We start from the raw sequence: 19,987 nt of genomic DNA, 5'->3' as shown, positions 1-19,987 counted from the left end.
CACGCGGCGATGGATTATGTGGTTATTGTTTGTGATGTGTGCAAAGCATCACAATTAAATGGGAAATGGTTCAGCTTGTGAATATTACCGCCATGGACATAGATTATATTGGCGCGCGTGAAACAGGCACGCCAATATATTCGCGGGTTAAATCTCCGACTGCCAGCCACCCCCCAGCGCGCGATACAACGCGATGGCGGCCAGCGAACTCGCCTGCTGCGCTGCGATTTGCGATTCCTGCAACGTCAGTAGCTCCTGTTGGGTGGAAAGCACGTTGATAAAACTTGCGGCACCGGACTGATACTGGGTCTGCGCCAGCTGATGCGCATGTTCGCCAGTGGTAACGGTAGCCCGCAGGATCTGCTCGCGCTGCTGCTGCTGGCGCAGGCTGCTCAACGCATCGTTTATTTCATGCCAGGCACGCAGCACCACCTGCTGATAAGCCAGCGCGCTCTCCTGCTGACGATGTTCGGCAAAACGCACCTGATTTTTGATGCGTCCGCCAGCAAAAATCGGCAGCGAGATAGCCGGTCCAATGGCAAAAGTATGCGTGGCCCAACTCCCCATATTCGCCAGTTGCAGCGCTTCGTAACCGATATCGCCGCTAAGCGTAATGCGCGGATAGTAGTCCGCTTCCGCCACCCCAATCGCGGCGGTGGCCGCGTGCAGGCTGGCTTCCGCCTGACGGATATCCGGTCGCCGCTGCGCCAGGCTGGAGGGCAGATCCAGCGGAATCGCCCCCTGAATCATCGGCAGCGGCCTCCCGGCCTGCAACTGCGTATCCAGCGCACCGGGTGAAAGACCCAGCAGCAACGTCAGAGCATTTTTTTGCTGGTGCAATTGGTCATCCAGCAGCGGCAACTGCGCTTTTAGTCCGTCCAGCTGCGTCTGCGCCTGATCGACATCCAGCAAGGTGGCGGCACCAAACTGATGCCGCAGCTGGGTCAGTTGCAGGCTGCGCGTCGCCGCCGCGATATTCTCGCCGGTGGCCTGATGCAGCGCCTGTGCAGCACGGTAGTTGACGTAATGCACGGCCAGCTCCGCACCCAGCGACACCTGCAACGCATGGCGCTGCTCGTCGCTTACCGCCAGCTGCGCCTCTGCCGCTTCATGGCTGCGCCGCACGCGTCCCCAGAAATCCGGTTCCCAGCTGCTGCTAAACCCACCCGTCCAGTGGTTGTAATCGGCGCGACCGCCATTGCCCGACGGGTCCATACTGCCCGCCTCGGTCGAGCGCTGACGCTGATAACCACCGCCAGCAGTAAGCGTGGGCCAGCGCTGCGCATCCGCCATGCCCAGCTGCGCCTGAGTTTGCAGCACGCGCTGTTCCGCCTGCTGCAAATCGAGACTGTTACGCATCAGTTGCTGTTCCAGTTTGGTCAGTAGCGGATCGTGAAACTGCCGCCACCAGTCGTCTGCGCCGGATGAGGTTTGCCGGGGCTGGTCACTGGCCCAGCGCGGCGGCAGCGCGGTGTGGGGTTTAACAAAATCCGGCCCTACCGTCATGCAACCACTGAGCGCCAGGGTCGCCAGCAGGGTAATGAGGCGCATTCTGGTCATGGCGCGACTCCCATCGAGGCGGTATCGACGCTGACCACGGCAGAGACGCCGGGGATCAGCGCCTGAGCGGCCACGTCAGGCGTAAAGGCGATTTTGACCGGAATACGCTGGCTGATTTTGGTGAAGTTGCCGGTGGCATTCTCTGCCGCAACCGCGCTAAAGCTGGCCCCGGAAGCCGGGGCTATGCTGTCCACTTTGCCGCTGAAGGTTTTACCCGGTTGATTATCCAGCGTGACTTTCACCGCCTGTCCCGGCTGCATCGCTCCCACCTGGTTTTCGAGGAAATTCGCCACGATATAACTCTGCCGCGTCGGCACCAGCGCCAGCAAACTGTCGCCGGGCGTGACATACGCCCCCTGACGCAGCGTGCGGCGACCAATCACCCCGGCGAAAGGCGCGTTGATATGCGTCCATGACAGATTAAGCTGTGCCAGCGATGCCCGCGCCTGCGCCGCTTTTAACGCCGAGTCGGCATTGTCTACCCGCGCCTGCAACACCTGCTGCTGGTTCTGCGCCGCGTGTAACCCGGCGCGGCTCTCCGCCAGCGCCGCCTGCTGCGACTGCACACGGGTATCGGCCTGCTGCGAATCCTGTAAGGTTCCGGCGCCAGCCTGCGCCATCTGCTGGTAACGGTGGTGTTCCTTCAGCGCAAAGGTCAGGTTTGCCTGTGCCGCATCCTGTTTTGCCTGAGCGATGGCGATCAAATCCTGTTGCAGCGCCAGGCTGGCGCGCGCGTCGCTGAGCTGGGCCTGCGCCGAGGCGACTTCCGCCTGCGCGCGTTCGGCGGTGGCGCGGAATTCACGATCGTCAATTAACGCCAGCAGCTGGCCCGCTTTCACCGGCTGGTTATCCGCCACCAGCACCCGGCTGATCACCCCCGCTACCTGCGGCGAGATCAGCGAGATATCTGCCCGTACATAGGCATCATCGGTCTTTTCCTGATGTGGATCGCTTAATGCCATGCCCGCGAGACACAGCACCGCCACGATTGACAGCGGCACAATGATATAGCGCTTCCCTGAGCCGAAAATGTGTTGCAAAGTCATACTTTTTCCTTGTTTTCTAATGGGATGGCAATGCCCGGCGCAAACACACGACCCGGCATCACGGGGATCAAAATCATCAAAACGGCGGCAGTCACGGCGACAATCAGAAACAGATCCGCCGACGCCATCACTTTGCTTTGCGTCATCAGCAGATGCGCATCAAGGCTATGGCCCTGATTTGCCAGTTGGTCGCTCAACACGCTGTAGTGAAAATCGCTGCGCTGGCGGCTGAGTAACGCCACCGTTCCGCCTGCCACGGTGGCGGCAAAGCCTTTCACCGCGTTAAACCACGCCGCAGCAAATGGCCCTTGCGTCGGCGCGAGGCCATTGGTGGCTAATATCAGCAGCGGCAGAATCGCCATCGGCTGCGCCAGCGCCTGGAGTAATTCGCAGATGTGGAATTGCGTGCCGACCCAGCTGGCGTCCAGATGGCTCGCCAGCCACGCGGCCAGCGCCATCAGCGCCAGGCTGGCGGCGAGTACCCAGCGCACATCCACCCAACGCTGGTTACACAGCAGCGCCACGACGGGCAGAACAATCAGCTGCGGCAGCGCCACCCACAGGAACAGGTCGGATAGTTGTTCCTGGCGCAATCCCTGAACTGCCGCGAGATAGGCTGACGGCACGCTCACCAGTGCCACCATCAGCATCAGCACGCCGCACAGGGTGATCAGGGAGAACGACAGATTGCGGTTTTTCAGTAGTTGCAGATTAAAAAACGGAATCGGCTGCGATTTTTCGTTCAGCAGAAACAGCCCCAGCAGCAGCGTTCCGCCCGCTAACAGCCCGCTGATCAGCGGCGAGTTGAACCAGTCAAAACGCTCCCCCTGATACAGCCCCACCGTCAGCATAGCCAGCGCGATCGGCCCCAGCAGCGCACCCCGGCGGTCAAACTGCTTCAGGCGTTCCAGTTTGAACGGGTCCTGCGGCAACCCATGCGCCAGGCACACCAGCGCCAGCACCATTACCGGTACATTCCAGAAGAAATAATCCTGCCAGCCGAGGCGGAAGGCGAAGGAGGCGAAGGTCGCCCCCATTGAGGCGCTCCAGGCAGATACCAGCCCATAAGCCCCCAGGGCTGGCACTTTGAGACGTGGCGGCATAAAACGCAGCACGATAGTCATCAGCATCGGCGGCATCGCGCCACCGGCAACGCCCTGCAACGCACGCGCCAGCAGCAGTAGCAGCGGGTTGCCGCTGACCACAGGCGTCGCCACGCCGCCCAGGATGTACAGGCTGCACATAAAAATCGCCACATAACGCAGGGAAAAGGTCGGCCAAAAAGAGGGGGTGAAACCGGAACCGATCACAAAGCCGGTGATGTAACTGGCAACCAGCCAGCTGGCATCATCGGCGGATAACACCATTCCGCCCTGAATATCCGTCAGCGCGATTTTGCTGACGTTTTCGCCAATCCCGCTCGCCATCACCGCAAGGATAATGCCAGACAACGCCAGCCAGGTGCGCCCGGTTACCTGTCCGGCCGATGCGCGCAGGCCCGGCGTTGCTGGCGTGATGGCCATCTCTGTCATAACTCACTCCTGTTGTTGATAAATGTCTGACAGGAGTATGAAAAAAGGATAATGTTGTGAAAATTGAAATTCTGTAATCTGATAGTTGCGCCAGACGCAATCCGGGAATCTGTTATGCCACAACCCCTTGATCTCAATCTGTTGTACGCACTGAAGATATTGCTGGATGAGGGTAGCGTGCAGGGTGCCGCAAAGCGGCTTAACCTGAGTACACCCGCCGCCAGTCGTATCCTGACCCGCATTCGCGAGCAATTTGATGATCCGATCATGGTGCGTGCGGGTCGCAATCTGGTGCCGACACCGTATGCGCTGGCGCTGAAAAGCCAGCTCGACGAGATCATGTCTCGCGTGGCCCAGCTGAATCGCAGCGCGCTCCCTTTCACGCCAGCCAGCATGACGCGCCGCTTCGTGTTGCGCGCCAATGACATCTTCACCGCTGCGCTGGCGGGCGGGTTGCTGGAACAGCTGCAACGGGCCGCGCCGCATAGTCGTTTTACGCTGGTGCCGGAAAGTGAAGAGGATGACGATGCGCTGCGCACCGGGCGGGTTGATTTAAGTATTGGCGCGTCGCGCGCGTGGCATAACGAGATCAAAGCCCAGCGGCTGTTTTCCAGCCATTTTCAACTGCTGGTACGGCAGGGGCATCCGCTGTGTGAAGCCCTGACGCCGCAGACTCTGGTGAACTTTCCCCATATCAGCATCTCGCGACGCGGTCGGGCGGAAGGCCCGATTGATAGCGCGTTGCAGCAGCTGGGGCTTCAGCGCCGCATCGCCCTGACCTTACCGGGATTTCATTCGGCGCTGTTCCTGCTGCCCGGCAGCGATTTCGTGCTGCCGATGCCCCATCACATCACCGACACCCTGCAACAACTGCCGTTGCCGCTGGCGGTGTTGCCGATGCCCTTCCCGCTGGAACCGGTGAACGTGGTGCAGGCGTGGCACCCGCGTTTTGATCGCGATCCCGAGCACCGCTGGCTGCGGGAGACCATTAAGGGGCATTTTCAGGTCGGCATAAATGCCGACCCTACAGCGTAGGGTGCGCATTGATGCGCACCGGGTGGCCGCGGGGACATTTTCCTGCCCCCGGCACAGACCGTAGCGGCGCGATTTATCGCGCATTGCCGCACCGGACCACCGTGTCGCCGGATCATTAAAATCAACACAGCGCGATAAATCGCGCCGCTACGAATACGGATAGCCCCGATGCATCGGTCATAGCCCGCGCGGAACATTCCCAGGTCGGCATAAATGCCGACCCTACAGCGTAGGGTGCGCATTGATGCGCACCGGGTGGCCGCGGGGGCATTTTCCTGCCCCCGGCACAGACCGTAGCGGCGCGATTTATCGCGCATTGCCGCGCAGGACCACCTTATCGCCGGATTATTAAAATCAACACAGCGCGATAAATCGCGCCGCTACGAATACAGGCAGCCCCGATGCATCAGCCACAGCCCGTGCGGGCATTCCCAGGTCGGCATTAATGCCGACCCTACAGCGTAGGGTGCGCATTAATGCGCACCTGGGCGGTCGGCGCGATTGAGCATCGACCATAGCCCACGCGGCACATTCCCAGGTCGGCATAATGCCGACCCTACAGCGTAGGGTGCGCATTGATGCGCACCGGGTGGTTAGCGCAATTGGGCGCAGGCTGCTGTCAGGCGCGCGCAGGCGTTTGTCAGCAGCGCATCGTCCACGGCGTAGGCAATACGCAGATACCCCGGCGTGCCAAATGCCGACCCGTGCAGCACCGCCACCTGCGCCTCGGCCAGCAACCAGGAGGCCAGCGCCTTGTCGTCGGCGAGGGTTTCTCCCGCGGGCGTGCGGCGTCCAATCAATCCCTGGCAATTGGCAAACACATAAAACGCGCCCTGCGGTGCGCTGGCGCTCAGGCCGTCCACCGCGCCAATCATCGCCAGAACCTGCTTACGGCGCTGATCCAGTTTTTCCAGCCAGCCAGGCAGAAAATCTGCCGGTTGATTCAGCGCTGCCACCGCCGCCGCCTGGGCAATGCTGCTGGCGTTAGAGGTGCTTTGCGATTGCAGCACCTGCATGGCGGCAATCAGCCAGCGCGGACCCGCCGCGTAACCAAGTCGCCAGCCGGTCATCGCATGGCTTTTCGATACGCCGTTGATCGTCAGCGTGCGATGCGCCAGCTGCGGCGCGACCTCAGCAAAGGTGGCAAAGGGCGTCTGGTCATAACGCAGCGGTTCATAGATATCGTCAGCCATGATCAGTACCTGCGGATGATCGGACAGCACATCCGCCAGCGCGCGCAGCTCCTGCGCGCTGTAAATCGCCCCGGTCGGGTTGCCCGGCGAATTAAGGATCACCCAGCGGGTATCCGCGGTCAGCGCGGCGGCCAGCTGTGCCGGTTGCAGCTTCCAGCCATGTTGTTCATCGCAAGGCACAATCACCGGCTCGCCTTCCGCCAGCGTCACCATATCGGGATAGGAAACCCAGTAAGGCGCCGGAATGATCACCTGCTGACCAACATCCACCGTCGCCAGCAGCGCGTTAAAAATCAGCTGCTTGGCACCGCTGCCGGCAATGATTTCGTCCGGCGCAAACTGCAACTGATTATCACGAGCAAATTTCCCGGCAATCGCCGCTTTCAGCGCCGCCGTCCCCGCCACGGCGGTGTATTTGGTCTGCTGCTGCACAATCGCCTCGATCCCGGCGTAGCTGATCGATGCCGGAGTGGCGAAATCCAGCTCCCCTTCGCCTAAATTGATCACTGCTTTGCCTGCGGCCTCCAGTTCACGCACCTGGTCAGAAATGGTCGCGGTTGGCGAGGGTCGTACCCGCTGCATACGCCGGGCCGTTTGACTGTTATTCATAAATCCTCTTTTGTATCTGATGATTCAACTAATACAATTATTCACCCAACATCAGCAGGAACTTCGCCGTGTCACTCATATTCATTCTTGATGATTCACCCGTACCGGCCCGTTACGGTGTCACCGCCAGCCACTATGCTAATCAGCGCGGGTTGCCGCTCTGGAGCCTGCGCCCCCACTTCAGCGGCGATGTCCCCGATAGCCACCAGCATGTGATTGCTGCCGGTTACTGCGTCACCAGCGGCCTGTACGGCAGCGATACGCTGCAACAGGAAGTACGCGAAGTGGCGCAATTACCCGTCGCCAGCGCGGTAATCGTGCTGTCCGCCGACCAGGCCGGACAAATCGCCGATCGGCCCGGTGTGCGCCTTTACAGCCACGATGGCGGTCAAACCCTCACACTGCGCGATGACACACAAACGCAGCTGACGCTCCATGCCGACCGCTACGGTCGCTGGCTCAGCACTTCCTCCGCCGGAGCAGCAACCCCGCTGCGCATTGGCCTGATTGGCCGCGAAGCCGATCATCGCGAGGCCTATCCCGCCACGCTGGCGGCGCTGGGCGATGCGGCCAGCACGCTGGCGCTGGCAGCGGAAATCCGCTTTCTGCCCCCCGCCAGCCTCGGCGATAGACTGCACGAGCTGGATGATCTGCACGGCGTGGTGCTGCCGGGTGGCTCCTCAATGGCGGCAGTACGTGGGCAGATCCGCGTGGCGCAAGCCACTCTTACCCGCCAGTTGCCCACCCTTGGCCTGTGTCTGGGGATGCAGAGCATGGCCACCGCTGCCGTGCGTCAGCAGCCAGGTTTTGCGCAGGCCATTCTGGCGGAAGTCGCCCCTGATGCCGCGCTGCACAGCTTTGTCGCCTTTGCTGATGGCCGTCACCGCTGCGGCGTGCTGCCTTTTCTCGACGGTGAGATGCATTACAACCATCGCTACCGGTTCAACCCACAGCTGCTGCCGCAGCTGATAGCCAGCGGCGTTGAGATAACCAGCCAGACTGACGATATCGTTGAAGCCATTACGCTGCCGGACCATCCGTTCTGGTACGGCGTGCAGGGGCATCCGGAACTGGCGTCCCGCCCGGATGCCCCGCATCCGCTGTTCAGCGTCTTTTTACTGGCGGCGCTTACCCAGCGAGGGTAACGCCGGTGCGCGCATCGCTGGCCAGCTGTTGCATCACGCGGGTCAGCGCTGTACGGGCGTCAGCGGAGATGGGCAGCAAGGGCGCCCGCACGGTGCCGCCGTTAAAGCCGCGCAGCGCCATCGCCGCTTTCACCAGCTGCGGCTGGCCGTGTTGACGCGCCAGCGCGCGGTAGTCATACCACAGCTGATGTAAATCACGCGCGGTTGCCGCATCACCGCGCTCCACGGCGCGGAAGGTGGCTAACACCAGCTCCGGCAGTGCGCCGCTGTTGGTGGTGCTGATGCCATCAAATCCCGCCATCATCGGGCCTAAGAACGCCAGATCCGAGGCGCAGAACAGGCGCAGGCGGCCACGCAGACGGTTGGCGATCTGGTCGATAGCCGTTGGGTTGAGATCGCCCTGCTTAATCCCCACCACGCCAGCCACATCTGCCAGTTGCTCCAGCAGCGCAGGCGACAGGGTGATACCAATGCCCGGCGCGTTGTACACCAGAATGCCGGTGCGGGATAACGGTGCCATCTCTTTGAAATAGGCCAGGATTTGGCCGTCGGTAATTTCACTGACGTACGGCGCCGTCACCATCGGCAGCCCGCCAAGCTCGCCCGCCAGGATGGTCAGTTCGCGGGCATCACGCGGATCGGCGCTGGCGCTGCACAACATCACCGGGATGCGATCCTGCACGCAGTCCATGACCTGATGGAACAGTTCGCGGCGCTCGGCCAGCGACATCACCGGAAACTCGCCGTAGGTGCCGCCAATCAGGATGCCGTCATAACCGAGGCCAATTACGCGCTCGATATTGCTGCGCAGTGCGGCGAAATCGATCTCGCCAGCCGCATCAAACGGCGTGACGGTGATGTTGAAAATGCCACGCAGGCGTTCACGGCATTCGTTAATGTCTTTCATGAGAATTCCTTACAGCAAAGTTAATGGACGAGCGAGACTGCCAAGCTGGCGATAACCGGTTTCCGTCACCACCACGGTTTCACTGACGCCAACGGTGAATTCACCGTAAATGCGCAGCGCAGGCGGGATGTGGAAGGTCATACCGGGTTGCAATTCGGTGGTGACACCGCTGTACAGGCTGAGGATGCCGCCTTCGCCCCAGTCCGGTGCGAACGACACGCCAATCGAGTAACCGGTGCGTTTTTTGAAGTTGTCGGTGAAGCCCGCGCGGTCAATCACCTTCTGGCAGGCGATGTGCGGCTCGGCGCAGGTCGCGCCCGGACGGATGGCGTCAAGCGCCGCCTGCAATGCTTCCTGGCACACCTTTTCCATCTCCAGCGCAATCGCCGGTGGACGGCCAATCCACGCCGAGCGCATCAGCGCCGCGTGGTAACGATCGTGCGCGGCGGCCATTTCGAGGAACACCGGTTCGTTAGCCTGCAACACGCGGCGACGCCAGGTGCCATGCGGCACGCCGCTGCGTGGACCGCTCGATACCAGCGGCTCCATGCCCACATATTCAGAACCGGCCGCAATCGCCGCGCCCATCATCGCCGACACCAGCGCGTTCTCATCGCTGCCGCTGCGGATCGCCGCCATGCCTGCCCGCATCCCGGCATCGACGTAGCGCGCCGCCGTGGCGATCTTTTCCACTTCTGCCGCGGATTTCACCGCCCGCAGCGGCTCGATCACCCCGGCAGTATCGGCAATGGCGCCCAGTTTGCTTTGCAGCAGTTCGTACACCGCGATCGGCAGGAACCAGCCGCGTTTGTCCAGCCCGATACGTTTATTCAGCCAGCCGCGCTGTTGCAACATGCCGACCAGAAAATCCACCGGGTTGTCGCCGTCCTGGTAGATGGCGGCATCAGAAATAAAGGTGTTGGCGATAAAGTTGAAGTATTCCAGCTGACGAATAACAAACACCGGATCCCCTTCTACCGGCAGCAGCAGCGCCTGGAAGGTGTAATAACCGGGGGTTTGCTGACCGGTCAGCCAGAAGATGTTTTCCGGTCCGGTGACGATCATCACATCCACACCCGCTGCATTCAGACGCTCACGGGTGCGCTGGATACGCAGCGCATATTCGTCGGCGCTGAAAGCCGATTCACTGCCCTGAACCACATTATTAAGCTGTTGCATCACTAAACTCCTGAAGGAAAGTGGCGCGGGCGGCAGCAAACTGCACGCCCAGGCCGGGAGAATCATCCACGGCAACCTGGCCATGGCGGTAACAAAGTCCGCTGACGGGATCGTCGGTTAACCCATCCGCGCCGTAGAGTTCGGCATAAGCCGGTTGCAGCACGCGGCACAGCTGCAACGCCGCCGCCGTGGCCGCATGACCTTCGTTCATCTGGCCGATCATAAAAGGCACCCCGGCGGCTTGCAGACGACGAGCGGCTTGCAGCGTCGGAGCCAGTCCGCCTAACTTCACCAGCTTGAGATGGCCCCAGAGCGCGCCCTGCGCGGCGATCAGCCGTTCAATGGCGGCGGCGCTGTTAAGGCTTTCATCCAGCATCAGCGGGATGCCGTAGCGCGCCAGCTCGGACAGATGCCGATCGTCCGCCGGGGCCAGCGGCTGCTCGATATAGCTCAGGCCGAGCGCGCTCAGCTGCGGCAATGCCTGATGCGCCTCGGCCAGCGACCATTGCCCGTTGACGTCAATCGCCAGCGAGATCGCGTCGCCAAAGGCGTGGCGCAGGCGGTGCAGCCGCGCCAGATCGGTGGCGAAATCCGCCACGCCGGTGCGCAGTTTCAGCTGGGTAAAACCCCGTTCGACGTAGCTCTGCGCCTGCTCCAGCAGCTGAGCGTCACTGCCCCAGAACAGCGTCTGGTTGGTGGCGTAGCCTGCCGCCGTCGCCGGTGCGCCCAGCAAGGCCGCAACGCTGACACCCGCCTGCTGCGCCAGCAGATCGTGCAGCGCCATATCCAGCACCATGCGAGACGGCGCCAGCAGCGGGCTTGTCGGCGCATGTACCGCCGTCAGCAGGGTTTGCGCATCCGCCCGCCAGTCCCACTGCGTCAGCATCGACAGCAGATTATTCAGTACCTGTTGTTCGCTGTAGCCGTGCAGATAACTGATGTTGAGTCGGACCTCGCCGATACCCGTCACCCCGTTGTCTGTCAGCCGCAGCCACAGCGTATCGAGCGCATGCACCGCGCCGGAGGCGGCGGTGTGCAGCGTTACCCCGGCGTAATGCAGATCGCCGCGCCACAGTTGTGCTTTCACGCGCGCGCCTCCAGCGACAGCATCGCCAGCGCCACATCGAGGTAGATGTAGGCGGCGGCGATAAACTCCTCCACCGGTACAAACTCATCGGGTTTGTGCGCCACCGCCAGTGCGCCAGGGCCAATCACCACCCCTTTGGCCCCGAGGGTGCGGAAGTGCACCAGATCGCAGCCGCCCTGGAAACCGAACGGCCCCGGCTCGGCCTGGCCGTGACGACGGCAGGCCAGCAGGCTGTGCTGCACAATGGCTTCGCTGCTGTCGGTCTCGGTCGCGCCACCGGTGGTCGGCTGCCAGGCGACAATCTCCGCCTCCACGCCGGATTGCGCTTTGGCGTGATCGAGCAGCTGTTGCAGTTCGGCCTTCACCGCGTTTTCGTCTTCGCCTGGCACCATGCGGCGATCCAGCAGCAGTTCGCAGCTGTCCGGCACCACGTTATCGGCATGGCCGCCGTGCACGCGGGTGACGGTTAAGCTGGCATTGCCAACCAGCGCATGGCAGCGGCAGCGCACCTGCTGATGATGGGCTTCCTCGATCAGTCCGAGCAGCTTCGCCGACTGATAAATGGCGTTGATGCCCAGCTCTGGCGTGCCGGAGTGCGCCGTCACCCCTTTCACCCGCACGCGCGGACGCAGGCTGCCTTTATGCGCCGAGAAGGTGGCGTTGGAGGTGGGTTCGCCAATCACCGCGAAGTCGATCGCGGGCGGCGCATCGCGCACATAAAATTTGGCCCCTTCGCTGGCCACCTCTTCATCGGCGGTGAATACCCCCATCAGGGTGCCGGACCAGTGGTGGCGGTGGGCCGCCAGCATACGCAGCGCTTCCACCATCGCCACCAGCGGGCCTTTGGCGTCGCAGGCACCGCGACCATACAAACGCCCTTCGCGTTCGGTCAGGGTGAAGGGATCGCTGGCCCAGCCGCTGCCCGCCGGGACGGTGTCCAGATGGGTGTTGAAAGCAAAACAGGGGCCGTCGCCGTTTTTCAGCAGCGCGATGACGTTGGTCCGGCCCGGTGCATATTCACTGAAAGAGAGATCAAAACCCGCGTCGCGCAGCCAGCCTGCCACGCATTCGGCCGCTTCACGCTCCTGGCCCGGCGGGTTTTCGGTATTGATGGCGACCAGCGCGGCGAGGTCCCGCTTCATACGTACGCTGTCTGCCTGGTAACTGCTCATAGGAACTCCGCTATTAATGTAAAATCTGGTCGAGGAAACGCTGCGCGCGTTCGCTGACCTGGCCGGTAAAAAAGTCCTGGGCGCTGGCGCGTTCGATAATCTCGCCCTCCTCCATAAACAGGATTTGGTTGGCGGCGCGACGGGCAAAGCCCATCTCATGAGTCACCACCATGCTGGTCATGCCTTCTGCGCTCAGTTCCGCCATCACATCCAGCACTTCGCGGATCATCTCCGGGTCCAGCGCTGAGGTGGGTTCGTCGTAGAGCATCAGCTCCGGCTTCATTGCCAGCGCCCGGGCAATCGCCACACGCTGCTGCTGTCCACCGGAGAGTTCGTCAGGAAAGTGGTCGGCGCGCTCGTTAATACGCACCTTCGCCAGCAGCGCTTCGGCCTGCTTGCGTGCCTCGATACGGTTGACGCCCAGCACCGTCATCGGCGCCAGCATGATGTTTTCCGCCGCGGTGAGATGGGAAAACAGCTCGTAGTTCTGAAACACCATGCCGATACGCTGACGCAGCTGATGCGGCGGCACTTCACCCCGGCTGATGTTTTGCCGACCAAAAAACACGTCGCCGCTGTCGGCAGGTGACAGCAGGTTGACGCAGCGCAGCAGCGTCGATTTGCCCGAACCGGACGGGCCAATCAGCACCACGGTTTCGCCGCGATTGACGCTGAGCGAGCAATTTTTCAGTACGGTCTGACGACCAAAGGTTTTGTCGATGCCGATCATTTCCAGCAACGGTTTGCGTTCATGGTTCATGACACCTCCCGGGCGGGTTTAGGCAGTTTGAGTTCATGGGATTGCCCTTTCTGGCTTTTGCGGCGGCGCTGTTTAGGATCAAGCGTGCGCTCCAGCCACGACTGGAAGATCATGAACAGCGTGGTGAGCAGCAGATAGTAAATACCGGCGGCGCACAGCGCTTCGAAGTAGCGGAAGCTGGCGCTGGCTGCCTGGTTGGCCACCAGCAGCAGCTCCTGCACCGCGATCACCGACACCAGCGCGCTCGACTTGAGCATACTGATCATCTGATTCCCCATTGGCGGCAGCACGATGCGCGCCGCCTGCGGCAACACGATCTTGCGCATGATCTGCGCGTTGGTCATGCCCAGCGCCATCCCGGCGGTGCGCTGTCCGCTTTTCACCGCCTGGAGGCCCGAACGCAGGATCTCTGCCATATACGCGCCCTCATTCAGCGAGAGCGCCAGCACTGCACAGGTAAACGCGGAGAAGCGTAAGCCGAAGCCAGGCAGCACGTTGTAGACAAAGATGATCTGGAATAGCACTGGCGTGCCACGAAACAGCCACAGGTAGAAAAACGCCAGCGCTTTGCCTGCACGGAAAGGCGCCTCCTGTAGCAGGGCCAGTACCAGACCCAGCACCACGCCACACAACAGTGAGCAGAGGGTGATTAACAGTGTCATCCACGCACCCTGCAAAAACTCAGGGGAGAGGAAGTACTGCCACATTAAATCAATCGACATAGCTATCTCCGGTTAACGACGAAAACGCATCAGAAAATGGCAACGGAATCCGGGAAGTTCCATTTCTCAATCAGTTGCTTGTAGGTGCCATCTTTCACCAGGCTTTGCAGGCCCTTCTCCAGTAGCGCGTGGGTTTCGCTGTCGCCTTTACGCACCGCGAAGGCGATATGGGTGTCGGCTTCAAACTCCGGCCCTACCGCTTCGAACATGTCCGGCTTTTCGCTGAACAGCGCCAGGGTACCCGGCGTGGAGAGGAATTCCGCATCGGCGCGGCCCTGAGCCACGGCAACGGCGGAGTCAGTAGCGGCCGGGAAGGTCAGCACGTTGATGGCGGGTTTGCTGGCGGCGACGCAGTTTTTGTTGTCGACGCGCGCCTGGCTCTCTTCGATACCGCCTAAGGTCACCGCGATGTTTTTGCCGCACAGCGACATATCACGGCCGGTGATCCCCGCCGGATTGCCTTTGCGAACCACCACGCGGCTGCCGATTTTCAGGTAAGGAACAAAATCCACCTGGGTGGCGCGCGTCGGGTTGACGTACATCGCGGAGTTGATGATGTCGAGGCGTTTGCCCTGCAAGGCCGGGATCAGCCCCTTAAACTCCATTGCCATCGGTGCTGGCGTCAGGTTGAGGTGTTTGCTCAGCGCGGTGATCAGATCGATATCAAAACCGGTGAGCTTGCCGTCTTTGACGAACTCGAACGGCATAAAGGTCGCGGCGGTGCCATAGGTCAGTTTGCCGGGGGTGACGCGTTCCGGTGCGGCGTGGCTGGCGAGTGGCAGCAGCGCCAGGGTGAACATCAATCCGCGCATACGGCGTAAAGTGAAATAAGAACTGGACATCGTCTTCTCCTGGTTAAGATTACAATTGGATTTTGTGAATCAACAAATACAATCCTGATGACAAAAACACGTCCCTTCCTGGTGCACTTGCACGCTTATCGTGCAGTTCCTGCTTTATTTAGCTGCAAACCTTTCCGCATGTTATTGTATATTCAAACCACAATAATACACTCCAGGATAGGTTATCCATGCAGCCTGACTCAACGGCGAGTAGTCGCCGCATTGCCCGGCAAATCCTTGACCTGATATATGAAGCAAGATTCGATCCAGGTCATCATTTACGGGAACAACATCTGGCCGATGCGTTAGGCGTCTCACGTACGCCCGTGCGCGCCGGATTAAAAGAACTGACCCGGCTGGGGGCGGTGGAAGCCCGGCCCAATCAGGGTTTCTTCCTGCTGAAGAGCGCTGATGAACTGCAACAGCTGAACATCGAACAGACGCAAAGTAATGATCAAACCTTGTATGAATTGCTGGTCCGGGATCGGATTGCGGGCACCCTGCCGGAGTCCTTTACCCAGACCGAGATTGTTCAGCGCTATGAGGTGGATCGCGGGGTACTGACGCGGACGCTGGTGAAGCTGTCGGAAGATGGCCTGATTGCGCGCAACGCCGGGCATGGCTGGCGTTTCCAGCAGACGCTGAACTCAGATGTGGCGCTGCGCAACAGCTACGGTTTCCGCCTGATGATTGAACCTGCCGCCCTGCTGACGCCGCAGCTGCGGGTTGATCGCCAGCTGCTGAAACGTCTGCGCGCCCAGCATCTGTGGCTGATTACCCACCCGGATATCACTCAGGTTCCGGCCAAAGATATCTTCGAAACCGATGCGTCATTTCACGAGTTGCTGGCCGAAGCCAGCGGCAACCTGTTTGTGTTGCAGGCGATTCAGCAGCAGAACCGCCTGCGCCGCCTGATGGAGTTCGGCAGTTATCACAACAAACGCCGTGTGAAGGAGTGGTGCGAGGAGCATGTGGCGATTATCGATGCCCTGCGGGAAAACAAACAGGAGCTGGCCGCCAGCCTGATGCAAAAACATCTGCAATTCGCCTATGACCAGGTAACGATTAAGCGGCCACGTAAATAATCGGCATCATTTTTGCACATTACGATCCTGAAAATACAATCAGGAGTCGTTTTATGGATTTGCAAATACAACAACGTGTCGCGCTGGTTTGTGGCGCAGGTAGCGGTTTAGGCCGGGCAATGGCGCTGTCACTGGCGCAGGAAGGGGTAAAAGTGGCGGTGACCGGCCGTAACCAGGAAAAGCTGGCGGCAACCGTCGCGCAGATTGAACAACAGGGCGGCACCGCGCACGCCTGGACGCTGGATCTGGCCGCCCCGCAGCAGTTCGATGCGGTACTGCATGAGATTCGTCAGCACTGGGGCGATATCGATATTCTGATCAACAACTCCGGTGGCCCGCCGCCCGCCAGCGCCCAGGGTACCGATGCGGAGGTCTGGCAGCAGCAGTTTTCGCTGATGGTCTCCTCGCTGATTCAGCTGACTGATAAAGTGCTGCCCGCCATGCGTCAGCGCGGCTGGGGACGCATCATCACCTCGACGTCCTCTGGCGTGGTGGCGCCGATCCCGAATCTGGCGCTGTCGAACGCTTTGCGGATGAGTTTGCTCGGCTGGTCAAAAACCCTGGCAAGCGAGGTTGCAGCGGATGGCGTCACCGTCAATGTGATGGTGCCCGGCCGCATCGCCACCGATCGTGTCAGCCAGCTGGATGCCATCAAAGCGAAACGTGAGAACAGCACGCCGGATGCGGTGGCGGAGAAAAGTCGTCAGGGTATTCCGGCGGGTCGTTATGGCGCACCGGAAGAGTACGGCGCGACAGCGGCGTTTCTCGCCAGCGTGCCAGCCAGTTATATCACCGGGACGGTGATCCGCGTGGATGGCGGGATGATTGACGCGATTTAGCGTTAGGTTCCCGTAGGGTCGGCATTAATGCCGACCTGGTTAATGTCGGCTGGCGCAGCCGCATTGGGACATTTCACCGTGAACATGCCTGCCATGATGTGAATGGCGGATCTGTAATTCCCCCTGCTGCCATGCGCCGCTGTCATCTGCACGGTTTTCCAGCAAACGGTTGAGCGCTTCGGCCACCAGCAGATCCCGCCGCGGCGCCCAGCTGGTGAGATGCCAGGTGGAAGAACGCGCCTCATCCACATCATCAAAACCCACCATGGCGATATGCGCGCCCTGACCAAAGTCCCGCACCGCCTGCATAGCCCCGAACGCCAGCACATCCGTTTCACAGAACAGGGCATGAATACGCTCGGCGGCCCGTGCCTTTTTCAGGTAGGCCATCATCGCCTGATAAGCCTGTTCCCGCTCGTCATGACCGGCCACCAATAGCTGATCCAGCGTTTTATCTGCCGCAGTTAAGCTGGCGCTAAAACCGCTCAGCTGGCGGGGCGCTGGCGCCGAATCCTGGCCGCGCATAAAACCAAAGCGCTGATGCCCGTGCGCCAGTAACAGGCGGCCGATTTCCGCACCAGGTTCGTACCCATCAATACTCAGATGCCGGGCCGATGCGCCATCGCTTTGGCCGGTCAGCCAGATGGCTGGCAGTTGCACCGGTTCCGCGCTGAACAGGCTGGTGAGAAAAACCAGGCCTTTCACCTGTAGTTCGCCAGCCATACGCGATAACGACTGATAATGCGCGCGGGAATCGATATTCAGCAGCAGCGTCAGGCAACCCCGCGCATTCAGCTGCCGGGTGACCTCATTGAGCATTTTGACGGTATTAGGGTTGCTGAACTCATCGCTGACGATACCGATAATCGCTGGTTTAGTTGCCATCCACTGCGTCTCCATAAAACAGGTTTATCCGCGACGGGTGAACGCCAGACGAATCCCAAGACCGACGAAGGTAATGCCCACCACCCGATCGAGCACCTTTTGCAGCACGGCATTTTTCGCCACCGCGCTCGCCGCCCCTCCGGCCAGCAACGCGAAACTGGTATCGGTGATAAAGCCAATCAGCGCATAGGTCAGCCCAAGGATAAAAAAGGATTGCGCGTGATGATTGCCATCAACCACCACGAATTGCGGGAAGAAAGCGATAAAAAACAGCAGCACCTTGGGATTGGTCACCGAGGTAATCAGACCCCGCGTCAGCAGGCTGTGCGCACTGGCGCGCGGCTTTGCGTCAGGCTGCCCTGGCTGCGTGGTGCCGTCGGCGGCGAAAAAGGTGCTCCACACCATTTTGCTGCCGAGAAAAATCAGATAAGCCGCGCCCAGATACTTAATCACGCTGAACAGGATCGGAGAGGCTGCAATCAGCGCGGTGAGGCCAATGGCGCTGGCCACCGCGTGCGTGCAGCTGCCCAATGCCACGCCCGCTGCTGAGATCACCCCGGAGCGTCGCCCATTCGCCACACTTTGTCCGACAACGTAAGCCAAATCGGGGCCGGGCGTGATGCACAATAAAAACACCGAGGCGAGAAAAAGCGGAAAGTGGGTGATGTCCAGCATAAGGCGCTCCTGTTAAAAACCGATAGTCGATTTTAACCAGCGCTTAACAAAAATCCACACCCTGACGCTGTATTAAATTGGCGCGTCAGGGGGGATGACCAGCAAGCCGCGCCGTCCGCACCTGGCGACCTGTCACTCGCCAGCACGCTGATTGTTGATGACCCGCCTGATAGCGGGATGGCGCAAAAGCAGATTACGGTTATTTAACGCCGGGTAAATTGCTGCTCCAGCATGACTTTGCCCCACTGTTCGCCCTGCCACTCTTTCGTCAGGGTAAAACCAACGGATTCGTACAGACGGCGGGCGGCGTCCAGCCCGCTGAACGTCCACAGCTGCACCGCAGAGAACGCCTGCTCATCACAAAACGCCATTGCCGCGCTGAGCAACTGACGCCCTACGCCGCCCCCACGACAGCCGTCGTCGAGGATAAACCAGCGCAGATGGGCTTCGTTATTTCCCAGATCTTCACCATCAATCGCCACCGAACCGACAATGCGCCCCTGCTGGCTGGCAACCCAGATTTGATTGCGTGGTGAACTAAGGCGGCCGGAGAATTCAGCCAGTCCGGCGGCCACCTTGCCTTCGAAGAAGTGACCAAAGCCATGCTGGCGGGCGTAGTAACAGCCGTGCATTTCCGCCACCCGACCAATCAGGCCGGGCTGATAACCGGTGGTGATCCCGCTATCGCGGCTGGGTGGGGTGCGATCGCGGCAGGCTTTCAGCGCCCCGGCATAAGCGGCTAAGCCCTGCGCCACCGCCTCCTGCTGCGGCAGGCTGAGATGCGCCAGTGCATCCACCACACGCCGGGTGCCGTAGTCATTAATTCTGCCCACGCTCGCCTTACCCTGCTCCGTCAGCACCAGCTGCTTGGCGCGCGCATCCTGCGCGGAAGGCAACTCGGCGAGTTCGCCCGCTTTAATTAATTTACTGAGCATACGGCTGACGCTGGATTTCTCCAGACCGAGGATATTCACCAGTTGAGCGGCGGTCATGCCGTCGTGATGGGCGACCTCCAGCAGCGTATGCACCGCTGAAGGCGAGTAATCGGTGGCGGCCAGGGTGGTGTTCATAAAACCCAGTTCACGCACCATCAGGCGCGATGAAGCACGAATAGTCTGGATCAGGGCGGTGTCGGTCATGGTAGTTAATCGTATAAATATAAAGTTGTATCATACAACCATTTTGCTGGCTGACTTGTCAAGCAGCCTCGATAGCACAAACGATCATCTGGCAAATGTGACGCGTCTATAGTCAGTGATGTGGGCGCGACGGCCCTTCACAAAGGATTGATTGCCATGCCATTTTATCAAATGCGTATTGCCCGGCCGGTCACTGACCTGGCGCGCAGTCGTACCCTGTATTGCCAGGGGCTGGAACTTACTGAAATCGGCAGTTTTGACAACCACGCGGGGTTTAGCGGGGTGATGCTGGGGCGTGCTGAGATGCCGTGGCATCTCGAATTTACCTTTTGCCATCATCACCCGGTTGCGCCCCGCCCGACGCAGGAAGATCTGCTGGTGATTTATCTCCCGCTTCGGGAAGACTGGCAGCTCGCCTGTCAGCGTATGCAGGCGGCGGGATTTACGCCAGCGACGTCATTTAATCCGTACTGGAACCAGCAGGGCCAGACCTTTGTCGATCACGATGGCTACCGCGTGGTGTTGCAGTGCCAGCACTGGCCGGTTGTCGCGGCATAAATCGGCCAGCACTGTCC

The 19,987-nt window shown here is 60.5% G+C and carries 19 protein-coding genes; 5 read left to right on the top strand and 14 right to left on the bottom strand.

Annotation, left to right across the window (positions count from 1 at the left end):
• Positions 1–147: 147 nt before the first annotated feature.
• Genes AC6I8V_RS20965 through AC6I8V_RS20955 form a run of 3 tightly spaced genes read right to left on the bottom strand, consistent with a single transcriptional unit; the run spans position 148 to position 4,138 of the window.
• A complete protein-coding gene (locus AC6I8V_RS20965; protein ID WP_497846401.1) occupies positions 148–1,560 on the bottom strand; it encodes an efflux transporter outer membrane subunit in 1,413 nt (470 codons plus the stop codon).
• Entirely contained in the window at positions 1,557–2,606 is a 1,050-nt protein-coding gene (locus AC6I8V_RS20960) for an HlyD family secretion protein (protein WP_497846400.1), read from the bottom strand. Before AC6I8V_RS20960 ends, AC6I8V_RS20965 begins: the two co-directional genes overlap by 4 nt.
• Positions 2,603–4,138 carry an MFS transporter gene (locus tag AC6I8V_RS20955; protein ID WP_497846399.1) on the bottom strand — a complete coding sequence of 512 codons (1,536 nt, stop codon included), beginning with the start codon at positions 4,136–4,138 and terminating at the stop codon, positions 2,603–2,605. The genes AC6I8V_RS20960 and AC6I8V_RS20955 overlap by 4 nt, the downstream gene beginning before the upstream one ends.
• Before the next feature lie 114 nt (positions 4,139–4,252).
• Here AC6I8V_RS20955 and AC6I8V_RS20950 point away from each other — a divergent pair, with 114 nt between their 5' ends.
• On the top strand, positions 4,253–5,173 hold the full coding sequence (locus AC6I8V_RS20950) for a LysR family transcriptional regulator (RefSeq protein ID WP_497846398.1): 921 nt from the start codon (positions 4,253–4,255) through the stop codon (positions 5,171–5,173).
• 593 nt (positions 5,174–5,766) lie between these two features.
• Here AC6I8V_RS20950 and AC6I8V_RS20945 read toward each other — a convergent pair.
• The gene (locus AC6I8V_RS20945) at positions 5,767–6,975 is read right to left on the bottom strand and encodes a pyridoxal phosphate-dependent aminotransferase (protein WP_497846397.1); all 1,209 of its coding nucleotides are present in this window, start codon (positions 6,973–6,975) and stop codon (positions 5,767–5,769) included.
• 68 nt (positions 6,976–7,043) lie between these two features.
• Here AC6I8V_RS20945 and AC6I8V_RS20940 point away from each other — a divergent pair, with 68 nt between their 5' ends.
• Complete coding sequence (locus AC6I8V_RS20940) at positions 7,044–8,120, top strand: glutamine amidotransferase-related protein (protein ID WP_497846396.1); 1,077 nt, start codon at positions 7,044–7,046, stop codon at positions 8,118–8,120.
• Here AC6I8V_RS20940 and AC6I8V_RS20935 read toward each other — a convergent pair.
• Genes AC6I8V_RS20935 through AC6I8V_RS20905 form a run of 7 tightly spaced genes read right to left on the bottom strand, consistent with a single transcriptional unit; the run spans position 8,104 to position 14,789 of the window.
• Positions 8,104–9,027, bottom strand: coding sequence for a dihydrodipicolinate synthase family protein (locus AC6I8V_RS20935; RefSeq protein WP_497846395.1), 924 nt, complete (start codon positions 9,025–9,027; stop codon positions 8,104–8,106). The two genes, AC6I8V_RS20940 and AC6I8V_RS20935, sit on opposite strands and share 17 nt — an antisense overlap.
• A 9-nt stretch (positions 9,028–9,036) precedes the next feature.
• Entirely contained in the window at positions 9,037–10,206 is a 1,170-nt protein-coding gene (locus AC6I8V_RS20930) for a M24 family metallopeptidase (protein ID WP_497846393.1), read from the bottom strand.
• The gene (locus AC6I8V_RS20925) at positions 10,193–11,293 is read right to left on the bottom strand and encodes a mandelate racemase/muconate lactonizing enzyme family protein (RefSeq protein WP_497846392.1); all 1,101 of its coding nucleotides are present in this window, start codon (positions 11,291–11,293) and stop codon (positions 10,193–10,195) included. Before AC6I8V_RS20925 ends, AC6I8V_RS20930 begins: the two co-directional genes overlap by 14 nt.
• The gene (locus AC6I8V_RS20920; protein WP_497846390.1) at positions 11,290–12,465 is read right to left on the bottom strand and encodes a M20 family metallopeptidase; all 1,176 of its coding nucleotides are present in this window, start codon (positions 12,463–12,465) and stop codon (positions 11,290–11,292) included. The genes AC6I8V_RS20925 and AC6I8V_RS20920 overlap by 4 nt, the downstream gene beginning before the upstream one ends.
• Before the next feature lie 13 nt (positions 12,466–12,478).
• Entirely contained in the window at positions 12,479–13,225 is a 747-nt protein-coding gene (locus AC6I8V_RS20915; protein ID WP_497846389.1) for an amino acid ABC transporter ATP-binding protein, read from the bottom strand.
• On the bottom strand, positions 13,222–13,947 hold the full coding sequence (locus AC6I8V_RS20910; RefSeq protein ID WP_497846388.1) for an amino acid ABC transporter permease: 726 nt from the start codon (positions 13,945–13,947) through the stop codon (positions 13,222–13,224). Before AC6I8V_RS20910 ends, AC6I8V_RS20915 begins: the two co-directional genes overlap by 4 nt.
• Before the next feature lie 29 nt (positions 13,948–13,976).
• A complete protein-coding gene (locus AC6I8V_RS20905) occupies positions 13,977–14,789 on the bottom strand; it encodes an ABC transporter substrate-binding protein (protein WP_497846386.1) in 813 nt (270 codons plus the stop codon).
• A gap of 188 nt (positions 14,790–14,977) precedes the next feature.
• On the opposite strand from AC6I8V_RS20905, the gene AC6I8V_RS20900 reads away from it, so the two are divergent.
• Together AC6I8V_RS20900 and AC6I8V_RS20895 are read left to right on the top strand one after the other, a co-directional pair.
• Positions 14,978–15,874: a GntR family transcriptional regulator gene (locus tag AC6I8V_RS20900; RefSeq protein ID WP_497846385.1), complete on the top strand. Its 897-nt coding sequence runs from the start codon at positions 14,978–14,980 to the stop codon at positions 15,872–15,874.
• Between the two features lie 53 nt (positions 15,875–15,927).
• Complete coding sequence (locus AC6I8V_RS20895) at positions 15,928–16,713, top strand: SDR family oxidoreductase (RefSeq protein ID WP_497846384.1); 786 nt, start codon at positions 15,928–15,930, stop codon at positions 16,711–16,713.
• 39 nt (positions 16,714–16,752) lie between these two features.
• Here the strand turns inward: AC6I8V_RS20895 and AC6I8V_RS20890 are convergent, their stop codons facing one another.
• The 3 genes from AC6I8V_RS20890 to AC6I8V_RS20880 form a co-directional block, all read right to left on the bottom strand.
• Positions 16,753–17,598: a substrate-binding domain-containing protein gene (locus tag AC6I8V_RS20890; RefSeq protein ID WP_497846383.1), complete on the bottom strand. Its 846-nt coding sequence runs from the start codon at positions 17,596–17,598 to the stop codon at positions 16,753–16,755.
• A gap of 24 nt (positions 17,599–17,622) precedes the next feature.
• A complete protein-coding gene (locus tag AC6I8V_RS20885) occupies positions 17,623–18,273 on the bottom strand; it encodes a LysE family translocator (protein WP_497846382.1) in 651 nt (216 codons plus the stop codon).
• A gap of 203 nt (positions 18,274–18,476) precedes the next feature.
• Positions 18,477–19,412, bottom strand: coding sequence for a bifunctional helix-turn-helix transcriptional regulator/GNAT family N-acetyltransferase (locus AC6I8V_RS20880; RefSeq protein WP_497846381.1), 936 nt, complete (start codon positions 19,410–19,412; stop codon positions 18,477–18,479).
• A 156-nt stretch (positions 19,413–19,568) separates the two neighbouring features.
• Between AC6I8V_RS20880 and AC6I8V_RS20875 the strand changes: the two genes are divergently transcribed.
• Positions 19,569–19,970 (top strand): VOC family protein, encoded by a 402-nt coding sequence (locus AC6I8V_RS20875; RefSeq protein ID WP_497846380.1) that lies wholly within the window; start codon positions 19,569–19,571, stop codon positions 19,968–19,970.
• The last annotated feature ends 17 nt before the right edge of the window (positions 19,971–19,987 follow it).

Source organism: Pantoea sp. X-Soil-TKNS-1207, from assembly GCF_059730485.1.
This window is presented reverse-complemented; position numbering and strand designations above follow the sequence as displayed.

Coding starts and splice junctions, on each gene's coding strand:
- AC6I8V_RS20955 (WP_497846399.1), bottom strand. CDS start 4,138: ATGACAGAGATGGCCATCACGCCAGCAACGCCGGGCCTGCGCGCATCG.
- AC6I8V_RS20910 (WP_497846388.1), bottom strand. CDS start 13,947: ATGTCGATTGATTTAATGTGGCAGTACTTCCTCTCCCCTGAGTTTTTG.
- AC6I8V_RS20885 (WP_497846382.1), bottom strand. CDS start 18,273: ATGCTGGACATCACCCACTTTCCGCTTTTTCTCGCCTCGGTGTTTTTA.
- AC6I8V_RS20935 (WP_497846395.1), bottom strand. CDS start 9,027: ATGAAAGACATTAACGAATGCCGTGAACGCCTGCGTGGCATTTTCAAC.
- AC6I8V_RS20930 (WP_497846393.1), bottom strand. CDS start 10,206: ATGCAACAGCTTAATAATGTGGTTCAGGGCAGTGAATCGGCTTTCAGC.
- AC6I8V_RS20905 (WP_497846386.1), bottom strand. CDS start 14,789: ATGTCCAGTTCTTATTTCACTTTACGCCGTATGCGCGGATTGATGTTC.
- AC6I8V_RS20915 (WP_497846389.1), bottom strand. CDS start 13,225: ATGAACCATGAACGCAAACCGTTGCTGGAAATGATCGGCATCGACAAA.
- AC6I8V_RS20875 (WP_497846380.1), top strand. CDS start 19,569: ATGCCATTTTATCAAATGCGTATTGCCCGGCCGGTCACTGACCTGGCG.
- AC6I8V_RS20945 (WP_497846397.1), bottom strand. CDS start 6,975: ATGAATAACAGTCAAACGGCCCGGCGTATGCAGCGGGTACGACCCTCG.
- AC6I8V_RS20895 (WP_497846384.1), top strand. CDS start 15,928: ATGGATTTGCAAATACAACAACGTGTCGCGCTGGTTTGTGGCGCAGGT.
- AC6I8V_RS20880 (WP_497846381.1), bottom strand. CDS start 19,412: ATGACCGACACCGCCCTGATCCAGACTATTCGTGCTTCATCGCGCCTG.
- AC6I8V_RS20900 (WP_497846385.1), top strand. CDS start 14,978: ATGCAGCCTGACTCAACGGCGAGTAGTCGCCGCATTGCCCGGCAAATC.
- AC6I8V_RS20960 (WP_497846400.1), bottom strand. CDS start 2,606: ATGACTTTGCAACACATTTTCGGCTCAGGGAAGCGCTATATCATTGTG.
- AC6I8V_RS20965 (WP_497846401.1), bottom strand. CDS start 1,560: ATGACCAGAATGCGCCTCATTACCCTGCTGGCGACCCTGGCGCTCAGT.
- AC6I8V_RS20920 (WP_497846390.1), bottom strand. CDS start 12,465: ATGAGCAGTTACCAGGCAGACAGCGTACGTATGAAGCGGGACCTCGCC.
- AC6I8V_RS20950 (WP_497846398.1), top strand. CDS start 4,253: ATGCCACAACCCCTTGATCTCAATCTGTTGTACGCACTGAAGATATTG.
- AC6I8V_RS20890 (WP_497846383.1), bottom strand. CDS start 17,598: ATGGCAACTAAACCAGCGATTATCGGTATCGTCAGCGATGAGTTCAGC.